Genomic DNA, 24,221 nt, shown 5'->3' with positions numbered 1-24,221 from the left:
GATTTACTAAATCACGATTTAATATTATTAAGAAGGAGGAGTACCCATGTTCATTGGAAGAGAAGCCGAACTTAAATTTCTGAATGACAAGTATCAGGAAAAAAGCGGCCAGCTTATCGTCTTATACGGCAGACGCCGTGTCGGAAAGACAGAGACGCTCCGCGAATTCTGCAAAGGAAAACCTCACGTTTTCTTTTCCTGCACCCAGACCACGAATCGGGTGCAGCTCCGCAATTTTTCATCCAGAATTCTGAAAGAGGATATCCCGGCGCGCAATTATATCTCTGAATTCGACAACTGGGAGAAAGCTTTTCGGGCTATCCTGGATTTTCCCTACGGAGATCACAAAAAGCTGCTGGTGATTGATGAATTTCCATATATGTGCCGCGGCGACCGGAGTATTCCTTCTATTTTACAGAACCTCTGGGATGCAGAGCTTCGAAACAGTAATGTCATGCTCATTCTCTGCGGCAGCGCCATGAGTTTTATGGAAAAGGAGTTGCTTTCTGAAAAGAATCCGCTTTATGGCAGAGCTACCGGCATCTATAAAATGAAAGAAATGGGATTCTATGACGCGGCCAGATTCTTCCCCGATTATTCAGATCTCGACAAAGTTCTTGCCTACGCTGTCCTCGGAGGAATTCCACATTACCTGCGCCAATGGAATCCTGAGCTCACGATTTCCGAAAATATCAGGCGTAATATCCTGACAAAGGGTTGTATTCTATACAGTGAGGTCGATTTTCTGCTTCATCAGGAGCTGCGGGAGACGCCCATCTATAATTCCATTATTGAGACCGTTGCCCTTGGAAGCACCAGGCTGAATGATATCAGTCAAAAGTCTCTGATAGAGGATACCTCAAAAACCTGTGTTTATCTGAAAAATCTGACGGAACTTGGTATCGTAGAGCGCGAATTCTCCGTAGACGCTAAAATCAAGGAACATGCCAACTCCAACCGAGGAACCTATCGACTAACAGATAATTTCTTCCGCTTTTGGTATGCTTTTGGATTTTCCAATTTTTCACAGCTTGAAGATGGAGATGTGGAAGGCGTTTATCAGTACGTGGTAGAACCGGCCCTCCATGAATTTGCGTCCTTTGCTTTTGAAGATATCTGCCGTGAATTTGTCCGCGAGATGCAGAAGAAAAATGAGCTTCCTTTCCGTTACTCCAAAATGGGCCGTTGGACCGGTAAAACGACTGTACGCGATAATAGCGCACCTAATGGCTTGCGTACTGCTGAAACAGAAATTGATCTTCTGTGCATGGATCGGGACGCTACAAAGTATCTGGTGGGAGAATGTAAATTCAAAGGATCACCTTTTTCTTACTCCGAATACCTTGACACTTTGGCAAAGCTTGCTCCATTGAAAGAAAAGGCTCAATTCTATTATGCTTTGTTTTCGGAAAATGGTTTTGATGAAAAAATCCTTTCCAATGCAGCTGAGAACAGGACGCAGCTTTTTTCATTGCATCAAATTGTAAATCTTTGAAAACCAGGGCCGGGACTTTGTAGTTATCAGATATACAAAGTCCCGGCCCGTCTGTTTTCCTAATCAACCAACTCGGTTTCTGTCTCCTCTGTTTCTTCCTCAGCCGCCTCAAAATCACTAAGCTGGCAGGTAAACGCCGTCGCCAGATAACTGTCGCAGGTATAGATATGATCACCTTCAGAGGTCATCACATATACATTTCCGTCGGAGGCGGTACCGCCAATGGAAACCGTAATTTCGCTGCCGTCCTCCCGGGTGATCGCAATGGTGATGGCCGGATCGGAAAGGCTGTAAGCACTCAGATCCTCCGGCGCTTCGCCCAGATCCCGGACGGCAGACAGGGGATTCAAGCGGCCCCAAAGCGTCGTCAGAGCGTCCTGGTTCAGCTCCATGGACGAATCGTCCGGACTGGCCCAGGTCTCGCCATCATAGCTTAAGCGCAGGGTTCCGTAGGAATTTGTGATGACTGCCTCCCGGATTTCAGCGGGAGCTACCGTCAGGATCGAAAGCTCTTCCATAACGGTATCCGCTTCCTCGCTGTTCCAGTCCGCCCGGCTTACCAGAACATAGGCAAGTCCCAGGACTGCCAGGGCGGCTATGGCCGCCAGCAGTCTTATCTGTCTCTTTTTCCTGGTCATTTACCGTTTCCTCCTTTCAAACCAGATCACGCCGCCTGTCACCAGTAACAGCAGCGGTATCAGAACAATCGTCAGAATTCCCCACAAAAGAGCGCTTCCCGAGGTGACGGTCAGATACTCCGTTTCCATACTCTTCGGTTCTATGGAAATGGTGCTTTCGTGATCCACCAGCTTGCTCATCACATTCATAAACAGGGTACTGTTGCCACCGGATACCATGCTGTCGATCTGTTCGTCCAGCAGCGTCTCCGAGGAAAATACCACCAGCTTCGCTTCCGCATTTTCATCTATGGTTTTTGTAACAACCGCTCCCAGATCGAAGGGGCCTGCGATATCGCCCTCCTCCTGTTCCAAGTTTTCGGATTCCAGGTTGGTCTTGGAATAGGACTGGGCCGATGTGCCAAGCAGGCTTTCATAGGCCAGATCATCGCTGCTATCCGGGCTTTCTGTCATGCCCTGGGCAAAGGCCAGCAGTACATACCGGGAGCTCACATCCGAAGTATAATCCGTGCTCTGGATATCCGGCAGCAGATAATAGGGATAATTGGGCAGGTGATGCTGGCTGTCGCCCTCCAGAACCAGACCGTCAGCCAGGGAAATGCCATAATCAGACAGCAGACTGTCCAGATTCGGCGTATCCTTGTCCGTATAGCCAAGCAGCGTCACTACCTGACCGCCCTGCTCCAGATAGGTCTCCAGTTTCTGTTTCTCATCCTCCGAAATATCGGATACAGCTCCGTAAATGATAACGGCTTTTGCATCCTCCGGGACGGCTTCCTCCGTCAGCAGGCTTAAGCTTTTCAGCTCAATATTCTCTTTTTCGATGGAGGCTGTGACACTGGTGCTCAGCTCTGCCTCGTCATGTCCGGCCAGGGTGTAAACCACCGGCATATCCTCCGCCGTCACATAGGCAATGGCGCTGGTAATCTGTCCTTCGCCGTCGAAGCTGCTTAAGGAGCTGCTGTAGGTAGAATAATCCATGCCATACTGATAGATATCATAATAATCTACCGCCTTGGAACGGCTCTGGCCTACCACCAGCACGCTGTTTTCAGACAGCTTTTCGCTGGTATACTGGGAGACGAAATTCGGGTAAAGCACCGGATCCTTCGTTTCTATTTTGATGTGGGAGGACAGTCCCTTGTAGCGCTCCAGCAGCTCCTGCAGGGTGGCGTCCTCGCTGCCCTCCTGGGCAATCAGATACAGGGTAACGTCCTCGTCAAGCCCCTTTACCAGTTCTTCTGTCTGATCCCCGGTGGTAAAAAGCTTCTGCTCACTCACATCGTATTTCAGATACTGGGAAGGAAGCTTTCCTGCTATCATGTTTACCAGCACCGCAGCCACACAGCCAAAAACCACCATGCTGGCCCGGTAGGTCCCATGCTTTTTCTGCAGAAGCTGCACGGTCAGGAACAGAGCCAGCACAATCACAGTCAGATAATACAGGACGCCTGTCAGATCGAACATACCCTGCACAAAATTGATAAAAGGCTGGTAGATGCAAAGGGCGTTCAAAACTGACGCCACTACCCCGGACGCGCCAATGACATTAGCAATACCGGAGGCCATATTCAGGAAGAACAGGACGCCAAAGGTCAGTACCGCCGCAATGACCTGACTTTCCGTCACCGCCGACAGAAACAGACCGATTCCCAGACACGCCGCTCCGAACAGGGTATAGCCCAGAATTGCCGTATACGCCATCGGCAGGGACACGGTACCGAACTGCAGCAAAATCAGCGGATACAGACACAGGATTGCCATGGGAATCAGAAAGATCGTCACCATGGCCAGATATTTGCCCAGCACGATTTTCCAGAGGGAGACCGGCGCGGTCAGTAAAAGCTGGTCAGTCTTCTGGCGCTTTTCCTCGGCCATGCTCCGCATGGTCAGTACAGGCACGATGATCAGCAGTACAAAATACACTGAGGACAGGATCGCCCCAAAGACCGGATATCCGCCCACCAGGCAGTTGGCCACATAGTAAAGGCTGGTGACTGCCAGCAGTACCGCCATGAAAATGTAGCCAGTCATGGAGGTCAGGTACGCCCGCAGCTCTTTTTTATAAATTGCACACATGTTACTTTTCCTCCTTTTCGTCTGACGTCAGTTCCAGGAACACATCTTCCAGGGACGCCGTGGTGGTCTTTACCTCCAGGCCTTCCACCTGCTTTAGGAGCTCCATGGCTTTCTCACAGGCTTCTTTGCTTCCCCTCACCTGCAGCTCGCAGACATCGGAATGCTTCATGTAGCTGCCCAGATGCTCCGGCGTGTCGCTGGCTACCAGCTTCCCGTGGGAAATGATTAGCACCTGGTCGCAGACGCTGGAAATTTCTGACAGGATATGGGAGCTTAAGATGACGGTATGCTTCTTTCCCAGACTCCGGATCAGCTCGCGGATTTCGATAATCTGCTTGGGATCTAGGCCCACCATGGGTTCATCCAGGATCAGCACCTCCGGATCCCCAAGCAGGGCCTGGGCCAGTCCCACCCTCTGCTTATAGCCCTTGGACAGGTGGCGGATCAGGCGGTTCTCCATATCCCCGATACGGGTTTCTTCCATCACCCGCAGGATCTCCGTATTCCGCTCCCCCTTGGGAAGCTGCTTCAGCTCCGCTGCGAAGCGCAGATATTCCCGTACCGTCATATCCGGATAGAGGGGCGGAAGCTCCGGCAGATAACCCACGCATTTCCGGGCCTTCCCGGGTTCCTCGGCCACGTCATAGCCATTGATGAGAATCTGTCCCTCTGTAGGCGCCAGATAGCCGGTCATCATATTCATGGTCGTGGATTTTCCTGCTCCGTTCGGCCCCAGAAAGCCATATATCTGACCTTTTTCCACATGAAAATTCAGGTGATCCACCGCTGTATTTTTACTGTAGCGTTTCACCAGATCTTTAACTTCGATCAAGTTTCGTTCCTCCTTCACTGTATTCGTCTGACCCTTTTCTTACTTCTGCAATAAAAAAGAGGAGTATCCCTGGACAGACACATCTGTTTAAGGATATTCCTCTTTTGTGTTTTTTCTGAATGAATTGTGTGATTTTTACGTGAAAGTTTTGTGAACGGGTAAAAGTCAGGGCCGGGACTTTGTAGTTATCTGTGTTCATCGTTTATCTGACAGTGTATGCCACCCACGGACGCAAGGTCCGCAGGCAGCACACACTGTCCGCTAAAACGCTGTACACAATGATAACTATAAAGCCCCAACCCGTCCATCTTTTTACTCGTTAGCCAATAACGTCGCTCATATCATATCTACCCGCCGGCTTTCCTGCCAGGAATTTGGCTGCCTGGATAGCTCCCTTGCCGAATACGGCGCGGGAATATGCCCGGTGCTGGAAGGTGATTACCTCGTCGGTGCCGGCGAAAATTACATCGTGATCGCCTACGATCGTACCGCCGCGCACTGCGGAAATACCGATTTCCCGGCTGTCGCGCTTTCTGCGCTCCTGACTTCTGTCATACACATAATGGTAAGCTCCGTCAGAAGCCTCGTTGATGGAATCCGCCAGTGCCAGAGCGGTACCGCTGGGCGCGTCCAGCTTCTGGTTGTGGTGCTTCTCCACAATCTCAATATCAAAGCCTGCTGCCGCCAGAGTCGGCGCAGCTTCCTTCAAAAGCTTCATCAGCAGATTGATACCCAGAGACATATTGGCGGACTTCAGAACCGCCGTCTCCTTCGCAGCCTCCTCCACTCTCGCAAGCTGCTCCTCGGAAAGTCCCGTCGTACACAGAACCACCGGGGTTTTCGTTCTCACGCAATAATCCAGCAGTCCGTCTGCCGCCTTCGCGTTGGAAAAATCAATGATAACGTCCGCCTTCACATCGCACGCGTCAATGGAAGTGAATACCGGATAGTCGTTTGCGACGCCGGTATAACCGTCCACGCCTGCCACTACCTCCGCCTCCGGATCCTCCTTCAGAAGTCCGGTCAGCATCTGTCCCATACGGCCATTACAGCCGTGAAGAATAATCTTTGTCATATCTTATTTTACCTCGATTCCGAAATCAATCATTGCCTGCTTCAGCTGCGCCTGGTGCTCCGGCTCCATCTCTGTCAGCGGCATACGAAGGGGTCCTACCTCAAAGCCCAACTGATTCAGGGCTGCCTTTACCGGGATCGGATTTACCTCGCAGAACAGCTTGTCGATAAGCGGAATCGCCTTCAGCTGAATCGCCAGGCTTCCTGCCGTATCGCCCTCCAGGTACTTCATAACCATATCGTGGGTCTGTCTCGGCGCCACGTTGGAAAGCACGGAGATCACGCCATTTCCGCCCAGGGACAGGATCGGAACCACCTGGTCATCATTTCCGGAATAAAGCTCGATACATCCGTCTGCCAGCTGCATCAGCTTCGCAACCTGGGAAATATTTCCGCTTGCTTCCTTGATACCGACGATGTTCTTCACATTCTTTGCCAGCGCTACCGCCGTCTCCGGCTGAATATTGCAGCCTGTACGGGAGGGTACGTTGTACATGATAATCGGCAGGCTCACAGACTCTGCCACTGCGGTATAGTGGGCGATCAGGCCCTTCTGGGTCGCCTTATTGTAATACGGAGTCACAACAAGCAGCGCGTCCACGCCGTACTTTTCTGCTTCCTGTGACAGATAGATTGCTGTCTCAGTGCAGTTGGATCCGGTACCTGCGATAACGGGCACACGCTTAGCGACGTGCTCTGCGGTAAAGCGGATCGCCTCCAGATGCTCTTCGTGGCTCATGGTAGATGACTCGCCGGTGGTTCCGCAGATGACGATGGCGTCTGTGCCATGTTCAATCTGATAATCCAGAAGCTCTGCCAGCTTCGGAAAATTAATCTCTCCATTTTCGAAAAACGGTGTTACAATTGCAACTGCTGCTCCCTTAAAAATAGCCATTTTTTCTTCCTCCTGGTCTGAAACTATAAAGGTTAAAAAATGAGGCGTACCTGCAATGGCCGCCCCAAAAGAATCCCGTTTCTTATGTGTTATTCCCCGGATAGCGCCCCATCAGAATACTGATGACAGTCATATCGTTCTTCACGGTATGCCCAAGAAACCACTTACAGGAAACAATCTCTTTCGGCGTCAGCCCCTTTCCCTCTTCTTCGTCTATGCCTGCCATATCCGAAAAGGTACTTATGGAAAACGCAACCTCTATCTTTCTTCCTATTTAATTATATGAACTATGTTTAGACTAGCACAGTGACTGTTGCTTGTCAATGTCTTTATTTCCGTGTGTTGATGCAAAATACATCGTCGGCGTAGGGATACAGCTCGTCAAACATCTTGATTCCTGTCAGCACCAGCTCGGTATCGCCGTCTCCGGCCTCCAGAAGCGCCTTCATTTCCTCTATGCTGATGATCCCCTTATCCACCAGACCCAGCACCTCGTCGAGAATCAGAATATCGCAGCCGTCTGTGGTCAGAACCTTTCTGGCAAAATTCATACCGTTGCGGATATTCATAATTTCTTCCTGCTGCTCCTCCGGCGACAGTTCTTCAAAGCTCAGATCCGATTTTTCAAAACAGAATACTTTGATTTCCGGCTCCAGACGCTTGATAAAATCAATGCGTTCTCCGACCTTCCCCTTCAGGAACTGTATAATAATAACGGATTTTCCTGCGCTGGCCCCGAAGATTCCCTGTCCAAGCGCCGCCGAGGTCTTGCCCTTTCCTTCGCCGCAGAAGACAGTTACATGTGCTTTCCCCATTTTTTATACTCCCTTACCGTTCACTCCATTCACAGCAGCTTTCCATACAGGAGCTGTGAAACATCTGTTTCATGATACCTTGGAAATTAAGCCTATCATACAACAAAACAGAAGGAAATGCAAGGGATCAGTATTCGTACTCCAGCTTGCTTACGGACACCTCATAGGCAATCCGCCGCTCAGACTCCGTTTCACTGAGCTTTTTTACATATTCCCGGCTCTGGATTCTGCCCCAGATCTGGGCGTGGCCGCCCACCTCAAAGCCGGAGGCGAAGCGGGCGTTCCGGCCCCAGCAGATACAGGGAATGTAATCGGATTTCCCATAGGGACGGTTGACCGCAATGAGCAGATCCGCGATCTCCCTGCCCAGGGGCGTCTTCCGGTAAACCGGAGGCTTGCAGATATAGCCGTCCAGGAAAATCTGGTTGGTCTTGGCATTTTCCGGCTCCTCCTCCGGGAATTCCACCTCCCGGGCAAATACCGACAGCACCAGACGGTTCCTCTTCTCTTCGTGCCGGTTGTAGGAACGGAACTGTCCGCCGATACGGATAAAGGCTCCCACATAATCCGCCGTTACGTCAATCAGCCGCTCGGAAATCATCACCGGAATCAGATCCGCCGAGTCAGACAGGCGGCGGACCAGAAGATCCATCATGTAAAATCCTTCCCCGAATACCTCATGACTGAACGTAAATCCCGATACAATTTCTCCGCTTACCGACACCTGGTTGTTCTCAATTACCTTATCTGACATAGTTTGTGTTCTCCCTTCTTCTGCCTTTGGAAATCGCGTTTTTTGCCTGTTTCCGCCGGACTCCTGTATTATTCATAAATATATATGCCCAGATTTTTCCATTTAGAACACCTTCCCTAAAAAAATTTAGGGGAAACCAGATTTTCCTTGTAATTAGCCGAAAATGTGATAAACTATATGGGTTGACGAAGTTTTATAGATTGAGGAAATGATTTATGAAAAGAGAAGATATCAGAAATATTGCAATTATTGCCCATGTAGACCATGGTAAAACCACACTGGTAGACGAGCTTCTGAAGCAGAGCGGCGTATTCCGCGCCAATCAGGAGGTCGCGGATCGTGTCATGGACTCCGGCGATATCGAGCGTGAGCGAGGCATCACCATTCTGTCCAAGAACACGGCAGTCACCTATAAAGGCACCAAGATCAATATCATCGACACCCCGGGCCATGCGGATTTCGGCGGCGAGGTAGAGCGTGTCCTGAAGATGGTAAACGGCGTTGTCCTGGTGGTCGACGCTTTTGAGGGCGCGATGCCCCAGACCAAGTTCGTGCTGCGGAAAGCCCTGGAACTGGATCTTCCGGTTATCGTCTGTGTCAATAAGATTGACCGTCCGGAGGCCCGCCCCAACGAGGTAGTAGACGAGGTTCTGGAGCTGTTCATGGATCTGGACGCTTCCGACGAGCAGCTGGACTGCCCCTTCATCTTCGCTTCCGCCAAGGCAGGCTACGCTATGCGCAGCCTGGACGATGAGCCGAAGGATATGACTCCGCTGTTTGAGACCATTCTGGACTATATCCCTGCTCCGGAGGGAGATCCGGAGGCCGGAACCCAGGTTCTGATCAGTACCATCGATTACAACGAATATGTAGGCCGTATCGGTATCGGTAAGGTGGACAACGGTACGATCCGTGTCAATCAGGACATGGTCATGGTAAACCATCATGACCCGGACAAGTTTAAGAAGGTAAAGATCAGCAAGCTCTATGAGTTTGACGGTCTGAATAAGGTGGACGTATCCGAAGCAACCGTGGGATCCATCGTAGCTATCTCCGGTATTGCGGATATCCACATCGGTGATACCCTGTGCTCTCCGGAGAACCCGGTAGCCATTCCGTTCCAGAAGATTTCCGAGCCTACCATTTCCATGGACTTCCTGGTAAACGACAGTCCCCTGGCCGGTAAGGAAGGCAAATATATCACCTCCCGTCATCTGCGCGACCGCCTGTTCCGGGAGCTGAACACCGACGTCAGCCTGCGCGTGGAGGAAACCGAATCCACTGAGCGCTTCAAGGTATCCGGACGGGGCGAGCTGCATCTGTCCGTCCTCATCGAGAATATGCGCCGCGAGGGCTATGAGTTCGCAGTCAGCAAGGCAGAAGTGCTCTACCACACCGATGAGAAGGGCAAGAAGCTGGAGCCTATGGAGCGCGCTTACATTGATGTAGACGACGAATATGCCGGAAACGTCATCCAGAAGCTGGGCGAGCGCAAGGGCGAGCTTATCAATATGCACAGCAACGGCAACGGCGCGACCCGGTTGGAATTCCTGATTCCGGCCAGAGGACTCATCGGTTACAGAGGCGAGTTCATGACCGATACCAAGGGTACTGGTGTGCTGAATACCATTTTCGAGAACTACGGTCCCTACAAGGGCGATATCCAGTACCGGAAGCAGGGATCCCTGATTGCCTTCGAGGCGGGCGAAGCTATCACTTATGGTCTGTTCAACGCCCAGGAGCGCGGTACCCTGTTCATCGGACCGGGCGAAAAGGTTTACGCCGGCATGGTAATCGGCCAGAACGGCAAGGCAGAGGATATCGAGCTGAATGTCTGCAAGACCAAGAAGCTGACCAACACCCGTTCCTCCAGCGCCGACGAGGCTCTGAAACTGACCACACCCCGGGTACTCAGCCTGGAGCAGTGTCTGGAGTTTATCGATACAGATGAGCTGTTGGAGATCACTCCGAAGAGCTTAAGAATTCGTAAGAAGATTCTGGATCCGACCCTGAGAAAGAGAGCCGGATTTAAGAAAGCGTAAAACTAAGAGGGGGCGGCCTTTCGGCCGCGCCCTCTTATATATCTGTCACCTTTATGCTTCCTTCTTTTCCTCGTGATACTCTTTCTCCGTATTCACGCTCCAGATATTCTTCTTATCCTTTCGGCCGCTCAGGATATTGTCCACAGCCTCGAAGGAGGTAGCCATGGAGTGGTCCATGTTGTTGTAGCGGTGCTGACCGTTACGGCCTACGCAGTACAGGTTCTCAAAGGTATCCAGGTACTGAATCAGGTCGTCCATATGGTCATAGGTATCAAAGTAAGCCGGGTATGCTTTCTTCACCCGCTCTCTGTGGGAATCCAGCACGTCCTTCTCGCTGGTGATGACGCCCATCTTTACCAGCTCGGAGATACCGAACTTCACCCACTCCTCTTCGCTCATGTTCCAATACTTATCGCCCTCGCTGCAGAAATACTCCAGACCAATCCATACCTTGTGATCCGGATCGGAAACCAGATACGGGGACCAGTTGTTGAACACCTGGATACGGCCCAGCTTTACGCCCACGTCCTGCACGTAAATCCAGCAGTCCGGGACAATATTGTTCAGGGTCTTCAGCTTCGTCTCATTCTTCAGATTCAGCTTATCCACCAGCAGTCCCACCGTCACGAAATCACGATAGGGCAGTCCAGCCGCAATCTTGCTCATCTCTTCCGGCACATCGTTCATGCCGCCTACCAGATCCTTCACCGGCATGGAGGAAATGAATATGTCGCCCTCGATGGTATGCTCCTCGCCGTTCTGTACGTAGGACAGGCTCTGTACCCGGCCGTCCGCGGTATGCAGTCTGGTCACCTTGCAGCCCTTACGGATCTCGCCGCCCATCTTCTCTACCTCAGACGCAGCGGTCTCCCAGAGCTGGCCCGGGCCGTACTTGGGATAATTGAACTCCTCGATCAGGGAGGTCTGTACCTGGTGCTTGTCCTGCTTCTTCGGCACCAGCTTCTGTACGTTGTCCTTCAGGATTCCCATAATGGAAAGTCCCTTGGTACGCTGAGCACCCCAGGAAGCGTCAATCTCGCTGGGGTGACGTCCCCACAGCTTCTCGGTATAGCCCTCGAAGAACATGGAGTACAGCTTCTTGCCGAAGCAGTTGATATAGAAGTTCTCCAGGGAATCCTCCGGCTTCTTGGCTACGGCAGCCTTCAGATAGCTGAAGCCCGCCACCATGGTGGTGGCAAAGCCCATGTTCTTGATAGTAGTCGCATTGACCTTGACCGGATAGTCGTAAAACTTCTTTCCGTAATAGATACGGGATACACGGTTACGTGTCAGCATCACCCGGTCTTCCTTCTCCGGATCCGGTCCGCCCTGGGCAAGAGGAACGGTACGTCCCAGCACGCGGTCGTCATAGGAGGGCGCACCCTGCAGGGGCATAATCTCGTCCCACCACTTTGTTACCCGGTCGTCCTTGGAGAAGAAACGGTGTCCGCCGATATCCATCCGGTTGCCATTGTAACGCACTGTGCGGGAGATACCGCCGATCTCCTGACTCTCCTCCAGAATCAGTACCTCATACTCGTCCGACTTTTTTAATAACTCATACGCCGCCGTCACACCTGCCGGTCCGGCGCCTATAATCACTGCTTTTTTCATGTAAAGCTCCTTTTTCCCGATTGTTCTCTTGATCTTCTCTGTGCTTCCTGCTCCCTTTCCGAAAGGCACACGTTTTCTTTATTGTACACGATTTTTCCCCGAATGTAAACAGGGGGTACAGAAAAATAGTGTCGGCCGAGGCCGACACTATTTTTTTCCGTCACCGTTTCCGGCAACCTTGTTTATCCAATTTTCTTTCGCTTCCGGTACATAACCAGCAGCAGAATCAGAACAGTTCCGCCCGCGCATGCCAGCAGCAGGATACCCTGACTGTTTTCTTCCGCCGTTACCTTCAGTGCTTCCAGGTCAATGCCTGTATTCTTCAGCAGTCCGGCAGACTTCAGCGCCGTCAGCTTCTGGTTTTCGCTTACCAGGGAAGCCTGCGGCTTTTTGCCGTCCAGCAGATCCTGTTCGCTGTAAACCTCGTACTCGCCGGTCTCGCTGTTCATGGCGATGACGTAGCCGTCGGTGGGCAGCTCTTTCTTATCTCCGCTTCCCTTACCGGTTCCGTCCGCCTCCGTGGAGCCTCCGGCTTCCGCGCCTTCCGCCACACTGTAGGCAGCAGCGCTGTCAATGGCTGTCTGCACAGATTTTCCATAGAGAGCCAGAAGCTCTGCGGCCTCCTTCTCTGATACGCCCTCTGCCATCAGCTTCTGCTTCAGCTTTCCGGCGTTCACGGTGTCTGTCAGAAGCGTCTCCGCCGTATCCTTCAGACTTTCCGCATTCTCCGGCGTAATCACTGCCGCTTTCGTCTGTTCGCCGCCTTCCGCGCGCTTCTCGCCGGTCGCCAGCTCCGTCAGAGCGTCCTCAAGGAGCGCCCCTGCTTCTTCCAGGAAGCCCTGTCCCTTCGGTCCCTTGGCCTGCAGCACTTCTTCCTTCCAGTCGGCTCCCGCTGCGTTCAGCGTGCCATCCACCAGGTTGGTGCCCACGGTTACCCGGTCTGCGCTTCTGGTATCTTCCTCTACGACGCCCTCGCCGCCTCCGGCCTTGCCGATGACATTCAGCGCCGTATCCGTATCGATCGGCTCCTGCGCCAGATTGCCGGCCAGATCCACAGCAGCCAGGTAAGCGGTATTGTCCGCCTTCCGGAACTGGGACTTCAGATCCATCAGCCAGATGGTCGCGTAATTTACGAAATTCAGTTTCTTCTGCTCTCCGCTGTCCTTCGCCACCAGGGTTCCGGTCAGATACTGGAAGGCCGCCACCGTATTATCCTGGTAGCGAACCAGCAGAATCGGCTCCGTACCGCGGATATTGCCTGCCAGCTCGCCCAGTCCGCTGTTTTTCAGCTCGGTGGGCCAGTGCAGCCGGTCACCCAGATCCTTCACGCTTCCGTCCGCCGTCAGATAGGACAGATACTGATACTGATTCTGTCCATTGGCGTAGACGTCCGCAATGATATCATGGATTCCCGCTCCGTCCGCGTATGCCGTATCCACATCTACCGCGAAGGTCTGTCCCTCCTTGGCAAATAAGCGGAACCGGCGCGCCGCCGTCAGTCCGTCTGTGGTAGCCAGAGAATATTCGGAATACAGATCCAGAATCGTTCCGCTGTCTGTATAAGTGGTGTATGCCGCCTGGCTGTTCAGACACGCCGTTCCTACAGCCGCCTTCTCTACGCCTCCGGTGACTTCACCTGTGGTCAGATCTACGATCTGTCCGTCTTCCTTCAGTGCCTTTGTTCCATAGAGATGTACAAAGCTTCCCTCTGCCGCGAACGCCTGATCCGCATAGGCTCCGGCCTGCTCTGCCCCATTCTCACTCTCCTCTGCCTTCAGGGCCTCTGCCAGCGCCGATACGGAGACTACGCCGCCGCTTCGGATATAATACTGGTCGCTGCCGCTGGAGGACAGGGTTCTCGCAAGGGTTGCCGGATCCACCGCATAGGTTTCACAGGTCTCACCCTCCATCTTCAGTGTCAGTGTCAGATAACTGTTAAAATCATAGCGCAGACTGATGGTCGCCCCGCCTCCGCCGCTTCTGGAAGCCAGAAGCTCGTCGATGGAGCCGGACGCAGTCACATCACCCTCCGTATTCTCCACCTGCCAGGTCAGGCCATAGCCCATGATATCCTCCGGCACATCGATATTCAGCCGGTCGATTCCGCTGGCGTACAGCTTCAGGGTATCCGGCTCCACCGCAATATCCGCATCGGAATACAGAAGGGAGATACCGGACGCGTCGCTTCCTCTGGCCGCTGCCGGAAGCAGGATACCGTCCTGTCCCGCAAAGCCATTCTGTAATTTATCTGCATTAACCTTGTTCATTCCGTAACACTGCTTCAGATACCAACCCGAAGCCACATAGCCCTCCGGTTTTTCACCGTCCGTAAACAGAATATAATTCCAGCTATTAGAACGCAGCCACGGGAACGTCACTGTGGTTCCCTCCTTCTGGCAGACACGGGTATCAAAGATTCGGTCATTACCGGATCCATCATGCAGATATAAGCCGTTCTGAGTCACCTTGTTGTAATAGAACCAGCCGGATGCAAGCACCTCGTCGCTGACCTTCGCAGTCTCCTTTGCTTTCTCCTCCGTCAACGTCTTTTTGTTGTCCGCTTCTACCTTGGGTATAATCTGTCCCAGCTGTGTTGCGATGGTGGGTTTCTCACTCTTGATTCCCTCATAGACACGCAGGTAACCGATTCCCTCGTCGTTTCCTGTATCGGTGATTTCTGCCACATTGTTATAGGTAAGCTTCAGGGTTGTCACGCTGGCGCAGTTCAGGGAAACCGGAGCCAGTACAAGCTTGTAGTAATAATTCTGACTCAGATACGGGGTGTAACCGGTGTCTCTGTCATCCAGTTCCTTACCGTTCTCCGGGTCGATGGGACGCAGACCCTTGTCAAAGATGCCCACAAAACCTCCCACGTTATAGCCTCCGGAAATCTTACCGGAGATGATGGAGGAATACACCTTCGTCTGCGGATAAGCCAGCTCGGCAACTGTCTCCGCAGTGGCTGACGCCTGGCTGGTAAACTTCTGACAATAGCCCAGAAGCTCCCCGGCAAAGCCGCCTGCATTCTGCCGACTGGCAGATACCGTCGCTCCGCTTTCATGACGATAATGCTTTCCGCCAGTCACCAGACCAAAGACGCCGCCTGCATAGCTGTCCGCGGAAACGGTCACGCTGTCGTCAATCAGGATAAAGGTTGTATCCTTTCCATAGCAGGCTCCGGCCAGACCGCCCGCATAGCTGCCGGCTTTGATCTGAGACCCGGTAACAAAGCAGTCGATATAGGCGTTGGTTCCGGTCGAGCTGTGGCTTGCCGTATATCCGACGATGCCGCCTGCATAGCTGTCCGTAGCCGTAATGGTACTGCCCTCCACCTTACTGTATCTTACATAATAGTCAGGAATTGCGCCTGCGACGCCTCCGGCATTCTGCTTTGCCTGAATCTGACAATTTACAACAGTCTCATAGTTATAGTTATCACCGTAGCCTGAGATGCCTCCGGCTCCTTTGCCTTCTGTGGTTACTGTACAGTTCTCCACATAGTCGTATTGTGCTGCCGAGCTTCCCAGTTGTCCTGTAACGCCACCGGCATAGTAGGACGCCGGGTCGGTCTGGGTCACGGTATTACCCTTACTGTAATTTCGCCGGGTTCCAGAAGCAACTCCATAGACGCCTCCGGTCTGATACATTCCGCTTACGCTGGAATTGGTAACCCAGCAATAATAGAACAGATCCGTATCCTGCCAGCTCTTGTCCACCATATAATCCTCAAGCTGGCCGTACCGCTGGTTGATATTACCGCCCAAAGCGCCGCTCTGCTGACAGCCGGAAACCCGAATCTGGTCCACGTAGCAAAGGGTCACATAATTCTCACTGTATCCCACCAGACCACCGGTATAAACAGAATTGCTGTTCTTCGACGTGGTTATCGACACGTTGAAATTATAATCTCCCGCGCCTGTCTTGGTTCCCACCGCACTGCAATGGGTGATACCACTCATATTGTATCCAATCAGGCCGCCCGCACGACTCAGGTAGGTAGCCGGCGCGTTATATATCCTACTGTCCTTCGCGCGCACATACTCCATGCTTCCCCGGTTATCCGCAATACAGCCTACCCGATCCGACGCCTTTCCTGCGTAAATCGTATTGGTATCAAAATCTACAAAACGGATATTACCCGTATTTCTTCCGATGATACCTACATAGCTGCCATCATAAGAGCCATTGTTCCAATCAAACTTAGCGATACAGATGCCCTGCATGGTTCCCTGCAGAACCCGGATCATGCTCTGGCTTGCTGCCGTGGCCTGTATACTTATATTCGAAAGGGTCTTCATCGGTACGTCTGTCTTCTGTCCCTCCGCCTCCTGATACAACAGATAGTCCTTGCGGACAGACTCTTTATCAAGCTTGTTCAGAATATCTTCCTCTTTCTCTACAAAGCCTGCGCCCTCCAGACGGTTGATATTCAGATTGATCAGATCCGGGTCTGTAATCGTTCCCAGGATGCTGAAATCCAGATCCGTTTCAATCAGGAAGTTCTGATAATTCTTTCCCTCCTGCTTCATCGCTCCGTACCAGGTGCTCAGATCCTCCTTTGAGCCTTCCAGATCCGCCTTTCCGTCCGTGTCTGTATTTACTACTGACAGGATATGGATATACAGCGGAGAACCGAAATCCAGCTCGTCTCCCAGCTCCCAGAGAGTTCCGGAGTTGTCCGTATAGCCATATGTGGCCTGATAGGTATCCCGATAGGTAATGATCCTTACATTGTCTGTCATATGAAGCTTCAGTGTCTCTCCATCGTCGCCCCAGGTAAAGCGCTCTTTGTTTTCACTCCAGCAGAGTTTTGGATCCGTCTCCGCGCCTGCGGGAACTAGATTCAGCTCCATGCCCGGAACCGCAATTCCGGAAAGGGCTGTCTTCAGGGTTTTATAAAATGCTTCACTTCCTGCTTCCTGTGCTTCCTGTGACAGTCCCGGTGTCTTCAGATCCAGTGTAAAGTCCAGCTTATACGCCTTTTTCGTCTCGTCATAGTCCGCCGTTGCGCCTTCTTCCACAACGAAATCCACACTGCCCGGCAATGCGAAGGCAATATCCAGATCATCCTGACCCGGCAGCAGCTTATCTTCCGCGAAATTCATCAGTTTCGGCAGATAGCCACTGGTTACACCACTGTAATTGAAGCAATAACCCAGATTCAGGTAATACCAGTAGTTGGCCTCCAGCTTAAGCTCCTCGCCTGTAATCAGCGCGTTGGCGTCCAGCTCATCTTCCAGGATTTTACTGTTTATCTGCTGCCCGCTGTAGGCATAAGAGGTGGTAAAGCTCGTTCCGTCACTGGTGATAGCGCCTGCGATCCGGCCCACAGAATCTGCCTTACCGCTCACATTACCCACAGACAGAAGCTGACTTACCCGGCTACTGCTGTTGACACGGCCGACGATACCGCCTGCCACCGCGCTTCCGCTGATATCCACCTTGGCCCAGCTTCGGTTCAGCCTACCATTGGTGAGACCGGTGATACCGCCCGCCTCTCCACTTGTGGTATAGATTCGTCCCTGGGCATAAGTCTTGGACAGACTGCTACTGTAGCTCGCCTCTCCGCAGATACCGCCGACGCCCACCACATTGGCCTGAGCGTTGCTTACATCCAGATTCAGTCCTGCCGCATAGCAGTTCTCGACGATACTTGCGCTGTTGTTGCCCATGATACCGCCCAGACGCAGGGAGCTGGTCTTCTCCTCCGCTTCTACCTTCAGATCCCGCACTACACAGTCCCTCATGGTACTGTTGTTCAAATCGGCGACGATACCGCCTGCGTACTGATAGGGATTGCGGATCCGGATTCCCTTCACATAGACGCCGGTGATCTCCGTCTGCCCGGCAGCCTCTCCCAGGATTCCCGCATAGGGCGTGGTAGCGCCGCTCGCATTCTCAATCCATACATTTTCAAAATTCAGATCCTTTATCACTGCCCCGTTCGTGTAGGGAATCAGTGTCTGGGTTCCGCTTTCGGAGGTACTGTTGGCCGTTGACAGCTTCAAATTCCGGATCGTATGGCCTGCGCCGTCCAATTTCCCGTAGAACGGATTCGCTCTGGTGACTCCCCGGTAGAGAACCTGGGCCGCCGTCCGGTGGTCATCACCGGAGAAGGCTGACATATCGATATCCTCTGCCAGACGGTAGTTGCCGGATTTATCCGTAAAGGCCGTCAGCCAGTTATCCTGGGTCACCTTCTTATAGAAGCTTACCGCGATACTCCGGTTGATATCCCGCACGTTTCCGGTGAGAACGCCCAGCTCTGTATCCAGGGACAGCAGCTTATACTCGTCCCGGTACTGCTCATTGGGCCATACGCGCACCTTCACATACCAGAAATTTCCCTCCGGGCTCTGCTCGTAGGAGGACTGGGCGATGGTTTCCTTCGTAGCCTCTGTCTGCTTCTGATCCGTCACAAACAGTCCGTCTATCTGCAGATTCTTAATTTTCCAGCCTCTTACATTGCTGAAGGTCAGAGTCATATCTGCATATTCGTTCTGGAGATCGGTCACCGTTGCTCCCACATAGCTGACTTCGCCTGCCTCCGCAATCTTCTGATACAGAAGCTTCTCCTGTCGGTTTACAAGCGTCTCTGTCATCTGGACACGGGGATAGAAGCCTGCGTCCACATCGCTCATCACAAAGGCATTCTCGGAATTGACCGTACTGTTATAGAAGGTCTTATCCATCATCCGGTTCAGATTGCCTCCATTCTCCAGGGCACCTGCAGCCTTTTTTTCATAAGCTGTAGCCGACGTCGTAAAGTAGAAGCTGTTCCGGAATCTGCTTTTCAGTCCTGTATCGCTCGTGCCGCAGCCTGTGGGGGTATATTTCGTATAGAGCTTGTAATAACGGCCCCAGCCGGCACTCTCACTCTTATCCCAGTACAGCTCCTGCAGATCGCCCATCGTAAAGCAGTTGGAAACTCTTCCGCCATTCACGTAACCTACCAGAACGCCGTTCGTATTCATATTACCGCCAAATTCCTGATTCTCACCGACTCTCTTGTCGCGCTCGACACCTACCGTCATCAGGCTGTAGACATTCTTGATGCTGCCGCCGCTCTGGTTGGAGGCCACGATTCCTCCCACATAGCTGGTGTCCGCGGTTTCGGTGTTACCTCTGTAATCACCGGTAATGGACTGGAGCCAGCGGGAGCTATAGGCCATACCATTCTTAATGGCGCCATAATTGTATACGGTCAGACCGCCGAAATAGTTGCCCACATAGTTATTGGAGCCGCCTGCGTAATACAGGGCGAAGTTCTCAATGGTTCCCCAGTTATTCTCAAACAGACCAGAACAGTTATTTTTCTGATAATAGCCGCTTCCCAGATCCAGGTTGATGAGAATATTCTGTACGATTCCGTAGTTATCATAGGCCAGCGGATTAATATTGCTCAACCTCCGCCGTTCCACAGTGGTATCGATTCTGGGACAGAATTCCAGGTTCTCCAGCACTGCCGCGCTGCCCAGGGTACGGAATATACGGGTGCTGGACGAGCTGCAGGTTATGGATACCTTATGGCTCTGGAAGTCAATGGTTCCGTTGAAGGGATATCTGTCGCTTCGTACCACATAGGTATTATCCGGAATATCCAGATCTGCCGTCACCACGAAATCTGCTTCCTTGTAACGGACCAGCTTATACAGATCGTCCTCACTGGCAATGACATACTTGGGCCGGTCTGCAGAGAAGGTCAGAGTATCCAGGGTCAGCGTTCTGCCCCGGTAGGTCGCTGTCAGTACAAATTCATAGCTGGATCCCGGCGTACATTCGAAGGTAAACCGGGTGCTGCCCCGTCCTCCTGCTTCCGCGTTCTCATAGCCGATGAGCAGCTCCTCCACCTTAAAGGGCAGATCTCCCCCTTTGATTTCCTGGCCGTCCTTGTACATACGAATCGTGTATTTGGCATTATTGACCAGGTTTCTCCGGCTGTCCTTTACCTCTGCGCTGACTACTGAATTCATCTTACTCCGGTCGGCGCTGTTCAGCCAGTCCTTCTGCTCCTTATCTACCACATAGAGGGCCGGCGAACGGTCCGCGTTCGCTCCGGCTCCGCCAAGCTTAACCGCCTTCGCACCGGCCGGAATATCCGCCGCGCAGCCGGGATATACTGTTACTTCCTTAAGTACATTCCTTCCTTTTTTATCAGAATAGAAGGTATAGATAGCCTGGTTACTGCTATCCTGGCGTACCGTCAGAATCAGGGCGTCCTTTCCGGCGTTCGCCCGGATGTCTTTCGTCCCGTCTGAACTGATGGTCAGAATCGTATTCTGCTTATATTCCACGCCGTCCTTCAGGGCTTTTTCTACAATCTCGGCTCCCTCTTCCTTCTCCATTGCGTAGCAGCCGCCTACGTAGAAGTTATACTCGCCCTTATAGTCGTTGACTGCGCTGTATCGGATATACTTTGCGTTCTCCGGCGCCTGGATATAGCTTCCGTTAAATATCCTGCCTCTGCATGAATTGTTATAGAAGCATCTCAACGGCTCCTTATTCTCATTGTAGAAGGCCACATAAGACTCATAGGCGTCATTCTCCCGGACATGGTCGAAATAGTAGACCTTGCCTCCCTCTACCTCCAGAAAATCGGTCGTTCTCCAGCTGCCATTGCCGGAAAGTGTTCCATTTGCGTTTATGATCTGGCCTTTGTTTTCCTTGCCGTTAAAGACGTCAAAATCCTCCAGCAGATAACTCTTCTTATTATCCCCCCGTCCGGTCAGTGAGAATGCCAGTCGATCCAGACTCAGACTTCCGCTAATACCGTCTCCGGCCGTAAACGTATAACTGAACAGAATCAGATTGTTGTAACGGTAAGAGGTCGTACCGGAACGGCGGATCTGGTCTGCCGAAATTGTAACCGTATAGGTGCTTCCCACACGCAGATCCTTGATCTGCAGTGTGTCTGAGAGCTTGCCGCCCGGCTTCTTCCCGTCGCTGTAGTCGATGGTATAAGATTTGGATACGGAGCCGTCACTGACCGTGATCTTTCCGTTGAAGATGGACTGATCCGGGTCGTTAAACTCCACATCGTAGAAATCGATCTCAGAAGAATATACCATAATATCGCTGTAGGTCAGCTTCGGCATCTGACGCAGTGTGCTAAACTGCACCCTTCTGGTGCTGTTGGTACGTCCTGAGATATCGTGGGTCTTTTTCCCCTGCTTTGCATAGGTCGTCAGGTAAAGCTGGTAACCGGTAAAGGACTCCAGACTTCCCTCTCCGAAATCCAGTCTCAGGATCCTGGTGCCGTTTGATGATGTAAATAATTTCCAGAAGTTCTCGGTGGTTCCGGAAGCAAAATCCGGGTACACCAAAACCACCTTCGGCTCCGGTTTCGTCCGGTCTGCCCAGGTGTAATCGTCTCCAAAAATCTCAGCCAGCGTAAAGCTGCTTTGAGCCTCGCCTGCGCCGCCCTGACCCTCTACAGCCAGCGCTTCCAGACGCTCCTTCTTCAGATCTCCGGTAAAGACCTTCTGATCCGTTCCGGTCTTGGTAAGCACCATATTGATGGTATCCACATAGCCATTCTTAAAAAGTCCCTGCTCTGTGCTCCGGAAATTGATCTGGGTATCTACCTGCTGTGCTGTGGCAGATTCATATACCGTTCCTGTTTCTGCCGTCTCCTCCTGCGTCTTCACATGATATGCCGTTATAACATAATTCACGCGTCCATAGCTGCTTAAGGAGATGGTAGATGCGTTCAGGGTGCCAAGCAGTTTCTCCGTCTGCGGGCCATAATTATCCTGCAGATCGTAATCTCCGTAGACCAGAAGCTGATACTGCTCGCCTGCGGTCAGATTTTTAAAGGTTATGTCCTTGGTGGAACTGAAATCTGCCACAGAAATTTTCTCTTCCCCTACCAGATTTTCTTCGGAGGCTTCTCCCTGATACAGCTTCAGGGTGATATCGGAATCCGCGCTCAGCGCGCTGTGTCTGTCGTCCAGAGACACTTGGAAGCGCAGCTCCTGGATACTGTCTGCTTTATTGTCATTATTGACGGTTACTGCCTTCACGGTAGGCAGCATCCGGCTGGTATAGCTGGTTCCGGAGGGGATATAATTTCCCTTTCCGCCCACGATGCTCAGACTCTTCTCCTTCTCATCCACCTGGTTTTCCTGATAACCACTTTCAATATTAGTCAGACGGTTGCCAAACAGGTCGTAAAACTCGATGGTGTAATCCACCCGGGAATTGGCCGGAATACTGAACTGCTTCACATCAGACAGATAGTCCGCGCCCTCCTTCTTATACAGATAATTACGGTCCAGAACCAGAGAGCTCATGGTCAGTGCCTTGCTCTCTCCTGTTACCGTAGTGGTGTTGCTGTCATTGCGATCATAGGTTTTGATATTTACGACAGCCTTACTAATCTTCTTTACTACATTCTGATTCGGACCGGAAATCCGCAGATCATAGATTTGAATCTGATTCTGCAGATAATGCTCGTCCAGTTTTGACGCTTCCAGATCCACATAAACCGGATCCATGGTGTCCATGGCCTTGGTTGTCACACGGTTTTCAAAGCTATCATAGAAGCTGACGGTCTTTGTCTCCAGTCCCTCTGTATAATAGGTCAGGTTTCCTTTGATATAAATTGTCGTGTCAGGCGGCAGGTTATCGATGGTAAAGGGGCCCGCCATCTTATAAGTACGACGATACATCAGCTGGTACTTCTTAATATCCGCCACGTTTCCGGCAGAGCTTCCATCCTCATTGGCCGGAACCCAGTAAAGCTCCAGAGTCACACGCTTCAGAACCATGGACGGATCGTTCAGCGTCAGATTGCCGGACAGACTGTAGATATCCGTAGTCAGATCGGTCAGTTTTCCGGTGGGCGCCACGAAGGGAATCTTCACTGCTTCACCCGGTACACTGGGCCCGTTATCCGTCTTATCCCCACTGTTGTCTCCGTTCTCTACGCTGTTGCCTGCGTTGTTGCCGGAACTGCCGCTTCCTGTGGAGCCTGCGGAGGAATTGCTGTCCGAGCTGCCGCTTCCATTACCGGAGGAGGAGCTTCCTGAGCTTTCCGAATCTCCTTTTCCGGAGTTGGAGATCGCGGAGCTGTTCTGATCGGTGGTCTTATCTGCAGCCGCCTGATCCACTCCGGGCTTTAAGGGGTATTCTTCTTTTGCTTCTTCTCCCCTGTTGTCCGCTTCCTCCAGATTGTTATCGTTTTCTCTCTGATCGGAATCAGCGTAATCGCCTTTTTCCGGAATCAGCGGCTCTCTCTCCGGCTCGTCGCCCTTGGGGTTCAGATCCGAGCTGCCTTTTCCGTTTACCAGATCCAGCTTCTGCAGAAGCTCGTCATAGCTGTAGGTCTTATCTGCGATGGTCACTTCCGCCATAGAGGTGGACATCACTTTTCCAAAGGACAGATCTTCCCCCTCATTCCGATAGAAATTCAGGGTTGTCTCGTCCATATAGAGAATACTGTTCGCCGGCAGTACGTAGGTCTGACCCGGGATCTTTACCGTCATCGGACGGGCATTCAGGATCAGTCCGTTGGACAGGCGCGCGAACAGAAAGCTGTCGTCGTCAGCCTGGGTTTTGTCATAGTTGTAGGTCATGCCGTCAGCCAGGTACATACCGGTGAAGCTGTCCAGCGTCTCAAATTCCTCGTTGTACAGGGACGCATTGTTCAGCAGGAACAGCACCGACCCGCCGTTGTTTACATAAAACGGGAGAGAAGCGTCTGCTTCGATTTTATCTGCTCCCACATACATGGAGCCCAGACGCAGATAAACCGGATCCCGATCCGATACCTCGGTCAGCTCCAGCTTCTGTCCCTCTTCCCCGGTTCCGTTTTTCAGGGTCCGGAATACGCCGCTGTCCGTCACCACGGCCGCATTCTCTGTCAGATGGGTCAGTACCTTCATCTGATAGAAATACATGGCTGCCAGAGCGCCGCCGATGGCTACTGCCAGAAGCAGCAGTATTCTCATATCCTTCAGTGTCTTTTTCATAACAGCTTTCT

General features: G+C 52.1%; 11 protein-coding genes and 1 riboswitch. Of the genes, 2 read left to right on the top strand and 9 right to left on the bottom strand.

The window, feature by feature from the left end:
* Positions 1 to 46 precede the first annotated feature (46 nt).
* On the top strand, positions 47 to 1,495 hold the full coding sequence (locus ACTNCH_RS09935; protein WP_441019311.1) for an ATP-binding protein: 1,449 nt from the start codon (positions 47 to 49) through the stop codon (positions 1,493 to 1,495).
* Positions 1,496 to 1,554: 59 nt separating this feature from the next.
* On the opposite strand, the gene ACTNCH_RS09930 is transcribed toward ACTNCH_RS09935, so the two are convergent.
* The 7 genes from ACTNCH_RS09930 to ACTNCH_RS09900 form a co-directional block, all read right to left on the bottom strand.
* Positions 1,555 to 2,133, bottom strand: coding sequence for a DUF4340 domain-containing protein (locus ACTNCH_RS09930; RefSeq protein ID WP_441019310.1), 579 nt, complete (start codon positions 2,131 to 2,133; stop codon positions 1,555 to 1,557).
* A complete protein-coding gene (locus tag ACTNCH_RS09925; protein WP_441019309.1) occupies positions 2,134 to 4,212 on the bottom strand; it encodes a Gldg family protein in 2,079 nt (692 codons plus the stop codon).
* Between the two features lies 1 nt (position 4,213).
* A complete protein-coding gene (locus ACTNCH_RS09920; protein WP_441019308.1) occupies positions 4,214 to 5,044 on the bottom strand; it encodes an ABC transporter ATP-binding protein in 831 nt (276 codons plus the stop codon).
* Positions 5,045 to 5,363: 319 nt separating this feature from the next.
* On the bottom strand, positions 5,364 to 6,119 hold the full coding sequence (gene dapB, locus ACTNCH_RS09915; protein ID WP_441019307.1) for a 4-hydroxy-tetrahydrodipicolinate reductase: 756 nt from the start codon (positions 6,117 to 6,119) through the stop codon (positions 5,364 to 5,366).
* A gap of 3 nt (positions 6,120 to 6,122) precedes the next feature.
* A complete protein-coding gene (gene dapA, locus ACTNCH_RS09910; protein WP_441019306.1) occupies positions 6,123 to 7,013 on the bottom strand; it encodes a 4-hydroxy-tetrahydrodipicolinate synthase in 891 nt (296 codons plus the stop codon).
* Between the two features lie 93 nt (positions 7,014 to 7,106).
* Positions 7,107 to 7,282, bottom strand: a riboswitch (Lysine riboswitch).
* 60 nt (positions 7,283 to 7,342) lie between these two features.
* Entirely contained in the window at positions 7,343 to 7,828 is a 486-nt protein-coding gene (locus ACTNCH_RS09905) for a cob(I)yrinic acid a,c-diamide adenosyltransferase (protein WP_441019305.1), read from the bottom strand.
* Between the two features lie 127 nt (positions 7,829 to 7,955).
* Entirely contained in the window at positions 7,956 to 8,582 is a 627-nt protein-coding gene (locus ACTNCH_RS09900) for a single-stranded DNA-binding protein (RefSeq protein ID WP_441019304.1), read from the bottom strand.
* Positions 8,583 to 8,797: 215 nt separating this feature from the next.
* Here ACTNCH_RS09900 and typA point away from each other — a divergent pair, with 215 nt between their 5' ends.
* Positions 8,798 to 10,624 carry a translational GTPase TypA gene (typA, locus tag ACTNCH_RS09895; protein ID WP_441019303.1) on the top strand — a complete coding sequence of 609 codons (1,827 nt, stop codon included), beginning with the start codon at positions 8,798 to 8,800 and terminating at the stop codon, positions 10,622 to 10,624.
* Between the two features lie 51 nt (positions 10,625 to 10,675).
* Here typA and ACTNCH_RS09890 read toward each other — a convergent pair whose 3' ends face one another.
* Together ACTNCH_RS09890 and ACTNCH_RS09885 are read right to left on the bottom strand one after the other, a co-directional pair.
* On the bottom strand, positions 10,676 to 12,238 hold the full coding sequence (locus ACTNCH_RS09890; RefSeq protein WP_441019302.1) for an NAD(P)/FAD-dependent oxidoreductase: 1,563 nt from the start codon (positions 12,236 to 12,238) through the stop codon (positions 10,676 to 10,678).
* A gap of 182 nt (positions 12,239 to 12,420) precedes the next feature.
* Complete coding sequence (locus ACTNCH_RS09885; protein WP_441019301.1) at positions 12,421 to 24,210, bottom strand: hypothetical protein; 11,790 nt, start codon at positions 24,208 to 24,210, stop codon at positions 12,421 to 12,423.
* Between the last annotated feature and the right edge of the window lie 11 nt (positions 24,211 to 24,221).

It is taken from the genome of Candidatus Merdisoma sp. HCP28S3_D10 (assembly GCF_052065835.1).
GTDB lineage: Bacteria > Bacillota > Clostridia > Lachnospirales > Lachnospiraceae > Laedolimicola.
This window is presented reverse-complemented; position numbering and strand designations above follow the sequence as displayed.